Genomic DNA, 13,884 nt, shown 5'->3' on the forward strand with positions numbered 1-13,884 from the left:
ACTGTTACGTCGCCGGAGCGGGGCGCCACCGTATGGGGTGGCGCCCCGCTTCATCGCTCTGCTGTTCGGCCGGCGAGGTCACCTCGCCTGCAGAGCACTCTCCTCCACAAGCATCTCCACGTCATTTCACCGACCCCGCCATCACGCCTTGGACGAAGTGCTGCTGGAAGGCGAAGAAGATCGCCACTGGCAGGGTCAGGGAGAGGAAGGCTCCGGGTGCCAGTACAGCGATGCTGCTGCCGAACTGTCGCATCTCCGACCGCAGAGCCACCGTCAGTGGCTGCGACTGGCTGTCGGCGGAGATCAGGGGCACCAGCATGTCGTTCCACACCCACAGGAACTGGAAGATCGCCAGGGACGCGATCGCCGGTCGTCCCAGTGGGAGGACCAGCCGGAGGAAGATCCGCCACTTGCTGCCACCGTCCATCCGGGCGGCCTCCAACCTTTCGCGGGGGATTTCCGCGATGTGGTTCCGCAGCAGGAAGACGGCGAACGGCAGCCCGCAGGCAACGTGGAAGAGGACCACTCCGGGAATCGTGCCGAAGAGCCCGACCGCGCCGAACATCTTGGCCACCGGCAGCAGGCCCACCTGGATCGGCACCACGAGCATGCCCACCACGATCAGGAAGATCCAGTCGCAACCTGGGAACTCCAGCCAGGCGAAGGCGTATCCCGCCAGGGACGGGACGATGGACTGCGGTCAGCCCGAGGCGCTCAGCGAGGTCCTGCTGATGGACCGTGACCAACCCGTCGGGCTCCTGACGGGCGGTGAGGGCGTTGAATACATCGCGGACTGTCGGCGAGAGGCACGCGTTCGGCAACGCCTCGCAGATCTGCAGGTCGGGGAACCGGGGACAGGAGCGTCTCCCATCGCGTGGCCTCCTGCCTCACTGTCTGGATGACGATCTCGTGCGCGAGTAACGTCTTCCCCAGCGACTTCACCAACTGCCGCTGCTGGACGCTGCCCCGCCGGTGAGCCTGACTCCACCGACGGCCCTCGGCACGGTCCCCCAGAGCACGACGCGGAAGGGCCAGGCCCAGTCCATGAGTTGTGGCCGCCCACTCGCCGGACCACTGATGAACAGCCGGGCGGGCACCCCGGCTACCTTCACCTTTCACTGGCCTCGGCCGACGTGACTGCTCATGACAACCCGCTGCCACCGGCGATACGGCTAGCGCGGCCCGAGCAGGCCGGTTGATCGTCACTCACGTCGGCCGATTCCGCACACCGCGACAGGCGATGGCCGGTCGATCATGTGACTGCTTCCGCCGCTGTGTCGTTGATGTGGACATAGGGCGGGGTGATCTGACGGATGCCGCGGGGGAACGGCTGCGGCCGTTCCTGCCGGTCAGCAACAGGCGTTGTGGCAGGGGCGGGATCATCGGCAGGTGATCGACGGGATTCTGCACTGGGTACGGACCGGTGTGCAGTGGCGTGACTTGCCTGAACGGTTCGGCCCGTGGAAGACGGTCTATGAACGCCCCCGCCTGTGGTCGGCCGATGGGACCTGGGAGCGTCTGCTCCAGCAGGCCCAGGCCGCGGCCGACGCGGCTGGGGAGATCGACTGGGACATCTGCGTCGACTCCATCGGCGTGCGGGCACATCAGCACGCGGCCGGCGCCCGCACCGATCCACCACCGGCTCCCGCCTCAAAGTGGGACGCAGCACCAGAACACCAGGGCGGAACGCCGCGGCAGAGCCTCGTCGCCCGTCTGGTGGAGGTGGTGCGGGAAGTGCGGGCCTGGGCCGCTCGCGGGGTGGGTTCACCACCAAGCTCCATCTGAGCGCGCACGGCCGCTGCCGCCCGCGGTCCCTGATCGTCACATCGGGACAGCGGGCGGACTGCACGCAGTTCAAGCCCCTGCTGGAGAAGATCCGCGTCCTGCGGAGTGGGCCGGACAGGAAGCCGGACAGTCTCGCGGCGGACAAGGTCCTACAGCAACGGCCCGTGCGGCGAGCATCTGCGGCGTCGGGGCATCCGGCACACCATCCCGGAGAAAGCGGACAGCCAGGCCGCCCGCCTGTGCAAGGGGTCACGCCGCGGCGGACGGCCACCTGGCTTCGACGAGGATCGCTACAAGAAACGCAACACCGTCGAACGCGCGATCAACCGACTCAAGCACGTCAGAGCAGTGGCCACCCGCTACGACAAACACGGCCGGCCTACGTCTTCCTCGGGACCGCGACCACCGCAACCTTCCTCATCTGGCTCCGTACATGATCGGCCGGACAAGTCCTGGAGGGTGGGGCGGGATCGTTGATGCGTTGGTTCGGCCCGTGGTCCGAGCAGCGTCATGCCGCATGAGCACTGCGTCAGAATGCCGGCCGCCATGCATGTGGCAGAAGTAGGCCGCTGGGTATCGGCTCACCGGGGGCTGGCACCAGACCGGACGGTACCGCGTCCTCCCGTACTGTGGTGAAGTCGACGGTGCCACCGGAGAAGGTCGCGCCAGAGAAGTAGACGGTGCCACGGGAGAAGGTCGCGCCGGAGAAGTCGACGGTACCGCCGGAGAACGTCGCGCCGGAGAAGCGGACAGTGCCGCGGGTGGGCGGTGGGAAGGCTTCGATGGTGCCGCGGGAGAGCCTCGCGGTGATGATGTGGCCTATGAAACCGAAGGCGGTGGAGTCGGCGGTACCGAAATAGCGGGAGAAGGTCGCGCCGGAGAAGTCGACGGTGCCGCCGGAGAACACCGCGCCGGAGAAGTCGACGGTGCCGCGGGAGAACTCTGCGCGGGTGAACCGGATGGTGCCGCCGGAGAAGACGGTACCGATGAAGTCGACGGTGCCATGGGAGAAGGTCGCGCCGGAGAAGTCGACGGTGCCGCGGGAGAAGGTCGCGCCGGAGAAGTCGACAGTGCCGCCGGAGAACACCGCGCGGGTGAACCGGACGGTGCCGCGGGAGAACTCTGCGCGGGTGAACCGGATGGTGCCGCCGGAGAAGACGGTACCGATGAAGTCGACGGTGCCATGGGAGAAGGTCGCGCCGGAGAAGTCGACGGTGCCACCGGAGAACACCGCGCCGGAGAAGTCGGCGCCGTCGAAGACGACGCCAGTGCAGTCGAGGTCGTGACCTTGCCAGGTGTGGGGGTGGTCTGGGGGGAGGCGGAGGTGGTCGCGGGTCAGGCGGATGATGGTGTGCCGCACTTCCCGTAGCGCTAGGTAGGCGTGCCGGGCTTCGGCGTCGTCCGGAGGGAGGTCGGATTCCGGGGTGTAGGGCAGGCGGAGGTAGGCGCACAGGACGTCGATGCAGCTCTGCCGCAGGCCAGGGGTGGGTGCGTCGTCGGCCAGGCCCGCCAGGGCGTGGACCCCGCCGAGACGGACTGCGGGGGAGTCGTCGCCGAGCTGGCCGACCGCGGTGGTGAACCGCTCGGTGTGCAGCCGGGTGACGTCCCGCCGGGCGCCGTCCTCATCGACCCGCTGGCGGCGGTAGGCCACCACCAGCGCGACGAGGGCCCCGGCCCCGGCCACCACCCCGAAGGACAGCTTGACCAGGTCGAAGAGGGTCTTGGAGGTGAGGCGGCGTTCGGGTTTGAGGCCCTGGACCTCCAGGAGGTTCCAGCCGGCAAAGAACACCGTCGCGGCTACCACGACGGCACCGGTAAAGGTCAGGACGAGAGCTAAGCCGACGGGCCACATGCGCAGACCGCGTCGCCCCGCCTGTCGGTTCAGGTTGGAGGTCACACCGTCTCCGACTCGCCAGGGAGGCGGACGGTTGCGCCGTGCCCCCCGATCAGAGGTGCGGCGGAGGCCGGGCTCGCTCGGCTTGGCCAACTGGAGTAGTTGTCACCCCGGGACAGCGGGCGGACTGCTCCCAGTCCGAGCCCGTGCCGAGACGTTCCAGCGGACCGGGCCGGGCAGTCCGCGCAGGAAGCCCGACAGCCTCGCTGCGGACAAGGCCTACAGCAACGGCTCGTGCCGCGAGCATCGACGACGTCGGGGCATCCGGCACACGATTCCGGAGAAGACCGACACCCAGTCCGCCCGCCTGGGCAAGGGTTCACACGGCGAACGACTACTGGCTTCGACGAGGATCGCTACAGGAAACGCAACACCGTCGAACGGGCGATCAACCGGCTCGAACACGCGAGAGCAGTGGCCACCCGCTACGACAAACGCGGCCTATGTCTTCCTCGGGATCGCGACGACCGCAACCCTCGTCATCTGGCTCCGTGCATGATCGGCCGGACAAGTGCTAATACTTCAGTTGCTGTTCGCAATTCCTGCTGGTCTGGAGCGTGCCTGTGAGGTACGTGGCTGACGCACCGTCAGGTGGCGGAAGTTCGTGACACGGGTGCGGCGGGTCGTTGTGCTTGTCGTGCAAGATGATGTGCGGCCCGATGTCTGGTCGGCGGAACTGGAAGAGCTGCTGGTGCGGATCGGTCACCGGTTCGGGCGGGTGGATCTGCGGCGGACGGGCATACGTGCACCGTCTGCTCGGACCGGTGGGCCTCAAGAACAGCTGGCAGCTGGCTGAGCATGCCGGTCACCGCACTCCCGCCGGGTTGCAGCACCTGCTGAGCCGTGCCTGCTGGGTTCCCGACGAGATTCGCGATGACCTGCAGGTTTACGTCGCCGAGAAGCTCGGGGACCCGGCCGGTGTACTGATCATCGACGACACCGGGTTCATCAAGAAAGGCACGGTCTCGGCAGGTGTGCAGCGGCAGTACTCCGGCACCGCCGGCCGCACCGAGAACTGCCAGATCGGCGTTCTCGCGGCCTATGCCACCGCTGGTGGACCGGGAACTGTACCTGTCGAAGTCCTGGACGTCCGATCCGGACCGTGCGTCCAGGCGAAGATCCCCGACGGGCGAGGGCTCGCCACCATGGGCGACCTTGCGAAGGCCATCATCATGCGGGCCCTGGTCTCGCCGCTGCCGATCGCCTGGGTGACCGCCGACTCGGCCTACGGCCAGGAGTGGCGGCTGCGCCGCATGCTGGAGGAAGCCGGCGTCGGCTACGTCCTGTCCGTGCCGAAATCCCAGCATGTCCGCGCCATCGGTCGCATCGACCTCGCCATCGCCCAGGCGCCCGAGGACGCCTGGGAACGCCACTCCTGCGGAGCCGGCGCGAAAGGGCCACGCGTCTACGACTGGGCCGCGGCCCGGTTGCCCGCCATCGACGACTTCGACGGTGATTGCGATCGAGGAGGCGTTCTGGGCCGCGAAGAACGAATGCGGCCTGGACCACTACGAGGTCCGCCGGTACCCGGGCTGGTACAGGCACATCACCCTGGCCGAGTTCCGGGGATGACGGTGGGGCAGGTGATGACGATCGGGTCCCAGGTGGGAGCCTGAGGCGATGAGGCCCTGGAACACCTCACCGCAGAGCGCCTTGCGGTACCTGCTGAACGAGTGGGATCCGATCGGCGTCGCTGACGAGGTGCGCGACGAATACGACTGCATGCTCGCTCCTCTGCTCGGGCGGCTTCGCGGTGGCGCCAGCCAGTCGGAGATTGCTGAGTTCCTGCAGCGGGAGCTGGAAGAGCACTTCGGTCTCGATCCGTTGGGCCAGATGCCTGATGTGGTGGCGGCCCGAGTGGTGGCCTGGTGGACGTCTGCCGGCCCGGCCGAGGGCGCCGCCAGCGCGTAGCCGCTTCTCATACATCGGATGCTCGACTGCGGCCGCTGCTCTGGCCGTCGCACACGGAGTAGCGGAAGGCCAGGGCCACTTCCAGCTCCGCCCGCTCTCCTGACGCCGACGACCTGAGCAGATCAGTGAGTGTTGAAGTCGGTGACGCGCCAGATGTCACCGATCCGGTTGACGCGGAGCCAGGTGTAGCCCTCTGGGCAGTCGATGTCGACGCGGAGCGACTCTGCGGTGTCCTGGGGGTCGTTGCCGTCGATCTGGTAGTTCTTCGAGGAGTTGATGCACTTGGTCTGGCCGAAGACGTACCGATCATCGGTTGCGAGCTCATCGAGCGCCTTGGGACACGACCCTCCGCGACTGCTCGCGAGAGCGCGTAGCCGGGGACCGGCCAGTCCACACGCCATGCCTGCGTCCCCGCGCGCGAGAGCTTGAGCAAACTGCCGGGCGGCGTCCCGCGCAGTAGTGGCCGGCTTCACCGCCGCGGGCTTCTCGGAGCCGGAAGCAGCCGCGGAAGACTTCGCAGACGCGTCGGAAGGCGTGTCGCTGGATCCGGAACACCCAACAACTGCCGCCACTGATCACCCTCGTGCTGCTGATGGGTTTCGGACTCCCGAAGGACGACCCGAAGCAGGAGGCCACCGGCACCGTACCGCCCACAGGTGGCAAGGCCACTTGGCACCGCGCACAACGTCATGGAACTGCTCGACCTGCTGGAGACCGTCGGGCTGGAGCGGGAGCACGTCCGCCTGGACGACGCCGCCCTGATCGACTGGCGTGGCGGCGGGGCGTGGGAGTGGGGGCCGCGCAAGCCGTGACCTCACCGCCATGTCCCAGTTGCGTCTACCAGCAGTTGTACGACAGCGATCGGCGTTGCCTAGCTGGCTACTGCCCCGGTGCGGCGCGCAAAGTCGCGGACGCCATCCAGCCGGTGCTCGTGGTGCAGCAGCCTCTTCGTCAGGGAGTGCACGCTACTGCGACGCGCTTCCTGCGGCGCGGCGCGTTCGACTGCCAACAGCGCTTTGTAACAGTTCTCGGGCCGTCCCCAGTCGGCGAAGGCGCGGGCGACATCCAGACCGAGACGCGCAGCGCGCTCCGGCGGCATACCGGGTGTCTCGACACGGCGAGCTGCCGTGATGGCGCCGGGCGGGTCGCCAAGCACCTGGAGTACGGACACCTCGTGCAAGGCCACTTGCCTGGGCCCGAACCAGTCGAGACTTGTCCGTTCCTCGGTGGTCCGATTCGCAGAAGCCGCGGCTTGGGCGAGCAGGTCCCGGGCGCCTTGACCATCCTCGCCCTTGGCAGCGGTGTAGGCAGCCGTGGCGAGCAACTGGCCTTGGGCTGACGCACGCGCCGATGGTGGGGCGCTGCGGTCGGAGGCGAGTTCGCCAGCGGCCCGAACGGCGACCTCGACCGCGCGGTCGTAGCGGCCGGCGCGACGGTAGCCGCTGGAGACCATGCGGTATGCCTCGGCGAGGGCCAGAGCGTGGCCGCCGTCCCGTGCTGCCTGCACCGCCCGATCAGCAGCCACCCCCAGGAGCCGGTCGTCGCCGGTCTTGATCGCCACTCGGGCGGCAACCGCGTACAGCGTCGACAGGCCCTGGGGCACCTCCCCACCTTGGGCCAGAGCCTCGGCGATTGCGAGCTGCTGCGGGAGAGCGGCCGCCAGTTGCCGGTATGCGCCTGCGTGGAGGGCTTCGCGGGCCTGTGCCACGGCCCGGCTCACCCCAGCCGCCGTGGATTCCTCGGTGGCTGGCGGTGGCCCGTACAGCAGAGCATCCTCCAGCCCGGACAAGTCGACGGAACCCGCGGAGACAGAGCGTGTCGCCGCGTGCGCAGGGATGGCGAGAGGACCGATGACGGCTGCCGCGGCGGCAGATCCGGTCAACGACAACATTCGGCGGCGGCGCACTGCATCCTCCCCATCCACGGTTGTGGGATGTGACGGAACCCTAGTGGCCACAGCGTCGCCAGCGGCACCCGTTCGGCCAGGTGCGCCCGAACAGACCATGCCCAACCGCTCAGGGGCGATGCCCAGCAGGCGGCCAAGCGAGTGACGGTGGGCCAGACCGGGGTAACGTGCCCGTTCTCGATGCGGCTGATCACCGAGTGCGAGTATCCGCAGCGGTGTCCCAGCTCGACCTGAGTCAGGCCGGCCGCTGCACGGGCGGCCCGCACAACTCTGCCTAAGTCCGCCGGGGTGATGGAGATCGGCACATCCATGGGAGCCCTCCCCTCAGCCTTCCCACGCTAGCGCCGGATTGCTGGCAATGCAGGGTCGTCGGCCGTCAAAACGTGGAGTTCCACGCCCGCGCGCCGGTCTTTGAGGAACCGGGGGTGTGGATCGATAACCATCAGTGGGCGTTCCGATACTGGCAGGCTGACGGCCTCGACACGATCCCGCAGGCCGGCGCGACCTCGGCAAGCCACTCGAATGCCTCTGGAGCCCCGAGTTCGCGCTGCCGCGCTCGGGCAATGTCGGCGGCGGTCACGGCCGAGGCTCCCTCTGCGGTGGGTTGGGCATGCCCGGGGCCGCCGTAATACGGGGCGCCTGGTTTCTTCCGCACGGACAGCCGCAACGAACCGAACCCTGCGGCGTCGGAAATCAGCAAGGGCACGGTGGTCTGCTCGATGCGAGCACGCAGCGAGTCGCTCATGCGGCGCATCCACCATGGATTGTGTCGCGCCGCATCCGAGATTCGGCGTCGGCAACCGCTGAAGGTCGGGAGGAGCCGGTAGTGGAAAGGCCCGTGTCCGGCGGGCGTGCGCGGGGCGGCGCCGGACTCGGCCCCCAGGAGCAGTTGAGGTAGCTGCCAGCGCAAGTGCTGGACGCGGACCGCCCCAGCAGAAACTGGCGTGCGGCGAATGCGTCCCGCCGCCCGCGCAGAACAACGAGCGTTGGTGCAAACAGACACCGCCTGGGGGCTCGTCTCCCCGGTTGGACCAGCCTGCTACCTGTGGGCCTGGGCCCCCTAGTGGTGGACCGACCGAGCGCGGGAACTCTCGGACCGGGACAGGTACCTGGACGAGGTGCCGCCCCCGCCCTTGGAACTGGACGTCGTGGAAGCGTAGACGCCGCACCGGGTTCTGCTTGAGCGGCCTGCTCGCGCCGAGTGGCTCTCCTCGCCCCCGGGTCCGCCATTTGAGGGCGGTGAGGATTTCTGATGCTGTTCCGGGTAGTCGGTAGCACCACCAGCAGTGGCCCGGTTCTGCCCTGGGGCGCGCGTAACGCGGTCTGGGCGTGGACGGCGCCGCCGACAACCCATCGCTTGGGCCCACTCCGCGTCTTACAGGGCGTGTGCCGGCCAACGGCCCCCGAGTAGCCAACGTCGCCTTACTCGCCAGCAACGAATGAGCGGGCTACCCACGCGGGCCCGCCAACAAGCGGCCGTGGGGGAGGAGTCACCAACGCGGCCACACCGCTCCCGGGGGGCGGTGCGGTGCAGTGTTGGTGGAGCGCCATCAGAGATGGTGACCCTGTGATTTGGCGCACATGTGCACGAATTGTGATTAACACGCATGTGGGATGTGTAGATCGTGAGTGCGTGTGCCATTGAATATTCGGATATGACAGGGGAATAGGATGAAGCACCGTTTAAGACGGCTTCTCATATGCCTGGGGCTGGTACTGCTACCGGCCCAGGCGGTCACAGCGGCCCAGGCCGCTCCCGTCACGCAGGACAAGGCGCCTGTCACGCACCAGGAGCCAGCCGGCCCTTCGACCGCGAATCCGCGGGTGCGCCCGGAGGCGATACCCGTGCAGCGCACCGCCGCGTTGGAGCAGACCTGTTCGCAGGTGAAGGCCAGAGCGCAGCAGACCGGGGTGGAAGACGGGCTGATGGCCTGCCTGGAGGCCGCCCCGGCGGAGAAGTTCAGCCACAAGCGGGCCGGCGCGTTCGCTGGCCGCACCCCGGTGCCGGTGCCCGAGTGGTGTTTCCAGAACGGTGACGGTACCTGGTACTTCCAGCGGTTCCAGGCGTGCAGCGTCTCGGTGTGGACGCTGCACGTGAAGGACCTCAAGACTCAGAAGGTCGTCGGCCAACTGCGCTTCCTCCAGGAGGAAGTGGTCTACCCCAGCCATGACAGCCCGGTGTGGGGCCACCAGGTCGCGATCGAAGCCACCGGCGGCTGGGGCCGCATCAACGACATCAGCGTCAGCGGCGTCAAGAAACTCACCGAGTGCACCGGCGACTGCAAGCTGGACGACGAGGACAAGGACTTCCCCAAGCAGCGGGTGAAGATGACCGGCGTGGAGTTCGGACAGATCCTTCCCGTTACCACCGTCAAAAGTCCCTACGCCAAGGGCCTCGGGAAGACGACGATGGCCTACAAGTTCGACGCTCCGTCCTGGACCATGCCGCCCCAGTTGCTCTCCTCCAAGCCCCCCTTCTACGTGCGGTGCGACAAGTCCATACCCGGAGCCGCCAAGGTGGGCTGCGTGATACCGAACTTCCGCCCGGTCAATGTCGTCAGTCTCACCGGGCCTTATCCCAACTACGCGCGCCACATCCGTGATGCCCAGGCTTCCGGCCTGCCCGGCGCCTACGCCCTCGGCGCCGAGAAGCAGGGCGCCCCGCTCACCCGCCTGACCGATAAGCGCCTCAGGCACAAGAACGGAGTGACTGCCTGCCCGCAGGCTTCAAAGGGCGGCTACCCCCGTCCGGCCAAGTACAGCTGCGACGAGTACCCCTTCCGCTCCACCTACGAAGGCGCCTACACCGGCATCCAGCCCTCGCCCCAGCCGGGAGACACCCCGCCCCCGAACCCGGGACGCCGTACCTTCGACTGGTGCCAGATCCCCAGCGCCTACCTGCCCACCGGAGTGACCGGCCCGGACGGATGGAGCGCCTGCATGATCCCCGCGACAGAGAACTCCGCGGCCGGCCGGGACAGCCTCAACCCCTTCTACAAAGAGAACCGCGTCCTGGAGGGGGACGAGTTCTTCGTCCTGATCGACAAGTAACCCAAGGTGGCATAGGACAGTGAGTCAACAAGTGCCGCGTGCACGCGATGTCGTCTCGGTCGATTACCACTTGTTCGAACTGGCCGACGGCGACGACCACGTGCCGTTCGAGGACTACGCAGCTCCCAACGGACTGGTCTTCTCCAAGCCGGGGTGTGCGATTGTCCTGGTCGGCGCGAGCAGCGGTGACGTCAACGTCGAGGTGGAGGTCCGTGACCGGCCGCCGTCCGGGGGGCCGGTCACGGACGGCTGGGACGAGGTTGTCGACCACAGCGTCACCTCACTCACGGGCAATATGCACGTTCGTGCGCTTATGGAGGACCCACCCGATCTGCCGGTCCTCACTCCTGCGGGCCCCGGTTCCTACCGGGTGCGGGTGCATGCCCGTGGCCGGGACATCGCCCCGGACGGGGTAGCCGAGGAACCCCTCGAGGACTACCTCCTGGTTGTTTGGCCTGCCCCGACTCAACCGGACACCGTCCACAAACAGACCGACCGCTTCGGTGCCGACTGGCGCGACCAGGCATCCGGAACCGCTTGAGCAGACAGCTGACGGCAGGAGGTGGGGTCCGTCCTGGCACTGCCAGGACGGACCCCACCTCCTGGCAACTGCCGGAGACTGAGGACTGGCCACTCCCGTAACAGGGCGCGGGGTCGACAGTGATCAGCAGATTCCGATGGCAATGCTGCTCTGTGCGTAGTCGGGGTGACGCGTGGTGCTCTGCGGGTGCGGGAGGAGACCCATTCACCACATTCAAACTAACTATTCGAATGTGGTGAATGGTGAGTACACACAGAAGCCGGGCCCGTGGGCGCAGACCCGGATGCCCGACGGGCAGGAGTTCGATGTCGTGGTCCCACGCCCGTACCCGCACCCGGGACAGCCGCTGGTGGTACAAATGCCACACCTCCCTCCGGCATGCCCCGGCCCCGACGGACGCGCCGGCCCAGAGGGCATGCTCGCCGCTGCCAGTGTCGCCGCGGAACACATCCCCCGATCCCGGGCGAGTCCTATGACCACGTCAAGGTGGGAGATCAATCTCGCAGCCGCCCGGATGGGGGATCCTTGAAAACGGCCGGGGCCCCTCCTCGCCCCACTTGCTTCGTCCTTGAACTGTGTGAGGACGATGGGGAGCTAAGAGCAGTCCTTGATCACCGGAATGTAGGTTTTGGCCATGACTGGTGACTGGCGGATGGATCGGATCAAGGCTGCGCTGAGGGGCGAGAACCCGACCGTGCTGCGACGGCTGACGGCGGGGTTCGCGGTGATCGGGGATGTTCAGTTCCTGCCGGGCTACTCGGTTCTGCTCGGGGATGAACCGGATGTGCAGCGTCTGTCGGATCTGCCGAAGGCAAAGCGGCTGTCGTTCCTGTCCGACATGGACCAGCTCGGTGAAGCGGTCGAGCGTGCCTGTCGGCGGCGGGACCCGGCTTTCCGGCGGGTCAACCTGGAGATCCTGGGGAACACGGACCCGTTCTTGCATGCGCATGTCTGGCCGCGGTTCGACTGGGAGCCGGCCGATCTGGTGGGCAAGCCTGTGTGGCTCTATCCGCGCAAACGGTGGAGTGACGAACAGTTCAGGCTCGGTCCGCAGCACGACGTATTGCGGGATGCGATCGGCAACGAACTGGACCATCTGCGCTCGGTGACCTGACCGCTGTGGGGCCCCGCCGACCATCAGGTCGGCGGGCCCGGTGATCGGTGACGGTCAGCCGAAGCTCACTGGCGGCGTCTGAGCGGGAGGATGTCGGTGACGCGGTTGGTGATCGTGGGGCGGGCGGTTTCCTGACCTGACGTCCCCAGGCATCTTCTCCCTCCAGCCAGCATCTCACTCATCATCACCGTGTCGGGGCGTTCGGGCCCGAGGACACGTTCGGAGCTTCCGAGGACCTGATGGATGAGTCTGATGGCGGTTCGGGGCTGCTGGGTGCGCGCTACGGCGGTTCATTCTCCTCTGTGCTCACCTGCTACCGAGCCGCCGGTGTTCCGGTCTGACTGGTGCTCTTGTGCCTTCTCAGGCGCCTTGAGTTTCGGATCGCCCGTCTCAGCGGAGTCGATGTGGTCGGTGAATGCCAGACGGCCTCCGCCGCGGTCGATCACCACCAGGTCGCCGTCCCGCACGGCCTTTTCCACGAGGTCGGCCAGTTCGTCTTCGCTCGCGTCGGGGTGCTGTTGGGCGATGCGCCTGCCTGCCTCGTTGTTGTACAGGTCCATCGCCTCGCGCTCGGGACGGTTGCCTGGCCTGGCCTCATGTGCCTTGGCGTATTTGGCGGCCCACTCGGCGCCGTACTTCTTCGTCATCAGCGCGTTCCAGTACCGTGTTGCGGAACGCGTCGTTGTGGTTGTCGTTCCAGTCGCCGGGACGGAAGCGGGCGTCGGCGGTGTTGAATGCCCTGTCCTTGACGCCCGGAAGTCCTGCAGACCGCTGAGGCCCAGCCCGTCGAGCATGTCCGCCTCTCGCGCCGTGACACTCTGCTGGAGCTCCCTCACCTTTTTGGCGAACAAGGGGCCCACGAGCAGCTCGGGGTGGCGGGGGTAGAGGACGGGCCCGTCCGGGTCCGGGTCGACCTGGTAGTCGCGGAGGATCCGGTCCGCGTCCTTCTTGGTCCCCGGCGGTACGTAATCGACCTTGTCAGGGTTGAAGCCGTGCGCCCTGGCCGCCCGATTATCGGGCGGCTCGACAGGGGCCATGAGAGTTCTCTTGACCGCGGTGTCCGCGTCGTTGACGGCCTCGACTGCCTTGTCGATCCTGGACTGCCACGCCGCCACCTCCTCATCAAGGGCCTCCGCGTAGGTGGGGTCATGTCCCCGGGCCACGCGCTCGCCCTCGTTGAGTTTCGTGGCGTCGAGCGTGATGCGGCCGTCGCCGTCAACGCTCATCTTGTCGTCCTGGGCGGCCTTCACTCGGCTCTCCAGGGTCTTCTCCCTGTCTGCCAGGTCGTGGTACGCACGGGTCAGCAGGGTGGTGATGTTCTTGGCCTGGCGCTTGGCGCTGTCAAACTGCCCGGAGGAGACCCGGGCCACCTCGTCGTAACTCACCTTCGCGATGCCTGCCCATGAGCTGCGCGACAGCGTGCCGCGCACGCGTGTGTCGTAGTCGGTGTGCAGCTCGCCGAAACGCTTGCTCATGCGCTTGAACGCCTTGGCAGCGTCGTCTAGTTCGGTGGGGTCGGCGGCCATGATGTCGCGGAACGAGAGTGTCATCGCCCGTCCGTCTCACTCTGCCGGCCGCAGCCCGGTGGGCTCGGTCCCCGGCAGGAGGGAAGCGGAAGGGCCTGATACCGCTGTGAGGGAGTTGTGCACCAGACCATCCTGCGTCTGGAAGAGCACCCGAGT

General features: G+C 67.4%; 12 protein-coding genes and 2 pseudogenes. 7 read left to right on the top strand and 7 right to left on the bottom strand.

The window, feature by feature from the left end; all coding sequences use genetic code 11:
* Window positions 1–121: 121 nt before the first annotated feature.
* Window positions 122–691: pseudogene (locus HC362_RS34105) on the bottom strand (carbohydrate ABC transporter permease); the annotation flags it as partial.
* Between the two features lie 600 nt (window positions 692–1,291).
* Here HC362_RS34105 and HC362_RS34110 point away from each other — a divergent pair.
* Window positions 1,292–2,222, top strand: a pseudogene (locus tag HC362_RS34110) (IS5 family transposase).
* A gap of 92 nt (window positions 2,223–2,314) precedes the next feature.
* Here the strand turns inward: HC362_RS34110 and HC362_RS34115 are convergent.
* A complete protein-coding gene (locus HC362_RS34115; RefSeq protein WP_243088191.1) occupies window positions 2,315–3,589 on the bottom strand; it encodes a pentapeptide repeat-containing protein in 1,275 nt (424 codons plus the stop codon).
* An 854-nt stretch (window positions 3,590–4,443) separates the two neighbouring features.
* On the opposite strand from HC362_RS34115, the gene HC362_RS34120 reads away from it, so the two are divergent.
* Together HC362_RS34120 and HC362_RS34125 are read left to right on the top strand one after the other, a co-directional pair.
* Entirely contained in the window at window positions 4,444–5,295 is an 852-nt protein-coding gene (locus HC362_RS34120; protein ID WP_243088192.1) for a transposase, read from the top strand.
* 4 nt (window positions 5,296–5,299) lie between these two features.
* Window positions 5,300–5,590 (top strand): hypothetical protein, encoded by a 291-nt coding sequence (locus HC362_RS34125; protein ID WP_243088193.1) that lies wholly within the window; start codon window positions 5,300–5,302, stop codon window positions 5,588–5,590.
* 122 nt (window positions 5,591–5,712) lie between these two features.
* On the opposite strand, the gene HC362_RS34130 is transcribed toward HC362_RS34125, so the two are convergent.
* On the bottom strand, window positions 5,713–5,991 hold the full coding sequence (locus tag HC362_RS34130) for a hypothetical protein (protein WP_243088194.1): 279 nt from the start codon (window positions 5,989–5,991) through the stop codon (window positions 5,713–5,715).
* A gap of 255 nt (window positions 5,992–6,246) precedes the next feature.
* On the opposite strand from HC362_RS34130, the gene HC362_RS34135 reads away from it, so the two are divergent.
* Window positions 6,247–6,402: a hypothetical protein gene (locus HC362_RS34135; protein ID WP_243088195.1), complete on the top strand. Its 156-nt coding sequence runs from the start codon at window positions 6,247–6,249 to the stop codon at window positions 6,400–6,402.
* Between the two features lie 59 nt (window positions 6,403–6,461).
* On the opposite strand, the gene HC362_RS34140 is transcribed toward HC362_RS34135, so the two are convergent.
* The 3 genes from HC362_RS34140 to HC362_RS34150 form a co-directional block, all read right to left on the bottom strand.
* The gene (locus HC362_RS34140) at window positions 6,462–7,298 is read right to left on the bottom strand and encodes an XRE family transcriptional regulator (RefSeq protein WP_243088196.1); all 837 of its coding nucleotides are present in this window, start codon (window positions 7,296–7,298) and stop codon (window positions 6,462–6,464) included.
* Window positions 7,299–7,468: 170 nt separating this feature from the next.
* A complete protein-coding gene (locus HC362_RS34145; protein WP_243088197.1) occupies window positions 7,469–7,807 on the bottom strand; it encodes a helix-turn-helix transcriptional regulator in 339 nt (112 codons plus the stop codon).
* Window positions 7,808–7,938: 131 nt separating this feature from the next.
* Window positions 7,939–8,241: a hypothetical protein gene (locus HC362_RS34150; RefSeq protein ID WP_347568525.1), complete on the bottom strand. Its 303-nt coding sequence runs from the start codon at window positions 8,239–8,241 to the stop codon at window positions 7,939–7,941.
* Between the two features lie 1,100 nt (window positions 8,242–9,341).
* Between HC362_RS34150 and HC362_RS34155 the strand changes: the two genes are divergently transcribed.
* The 3 genes from HC362_RS34155 (at window position 9,342) to HC362_RS34165 (ending at window position 12,202) form a co-directional block, all read left to right on the top strand.
* The gene (locus tag HC362_RS34155; protein ID WP_243088198.1) at window positions 9,342–10,547 is read left to right on the top strand and encodes a hypothetical protein; all 1,206 of its coding nucleotides are present in this window, start codon (window positions 9,342–9,344) and stop codon (window positions 10,545–10,547) included.
* A gap of 19 nt (window positions 10,548–10,566) precedes the next feature.
* Window positions 10,567–11,088, top strand: coding sequence for a hypothetical protein (locus HC362_RS34160; protein WP_243088199.1), 522 nt, complete (start codon window positions 10,567–10,569; stop codon window positions 11,086–11,088).
* 634 nt (window positions 11,089–11,722) lie between these two features.
* Window positions 11,723–12,202: a diadenosine tetraphosphate hydrolase gene (locus HC362_RS34165; RefSeq protein ID WP_243088200.1), complete on the top strand. Its 480-nt coding sequence runs from the start codon at window positions 11,723–11,725 to the stop codon at window positions 12,200–12,202.
* A gap of 290 nt (window positions 12,203–12,492) precedes the next feature.
* On the opposite strand, the gene HC362_RS34170 is transcribed toward HC362_RS34165, so the two are convergent.
* Window positions 12,493–13,752, bottom strand: coding sequence for a hypothetical protein (locus tag HC362_RS34170; protein WP_243088201.1), 1,260 nt, complete (start codon window positions 13,750–13,752; stop codon window positions 12,493–12,495).
* Window positions 13,753–13,884 lie beyond the last annotated feature (132 nt).

Origin of the sequence: Streptomyces sp. 891-h, from assembly GCF_022760275.1 — a bacterium.
GTDB classification, from domain to species: Bacteria; Actinomycetota; Actinomycetes; order Streptomycetales; family Streptomycetaceae; genus Streptomyces; species Streptomyces spirodelae.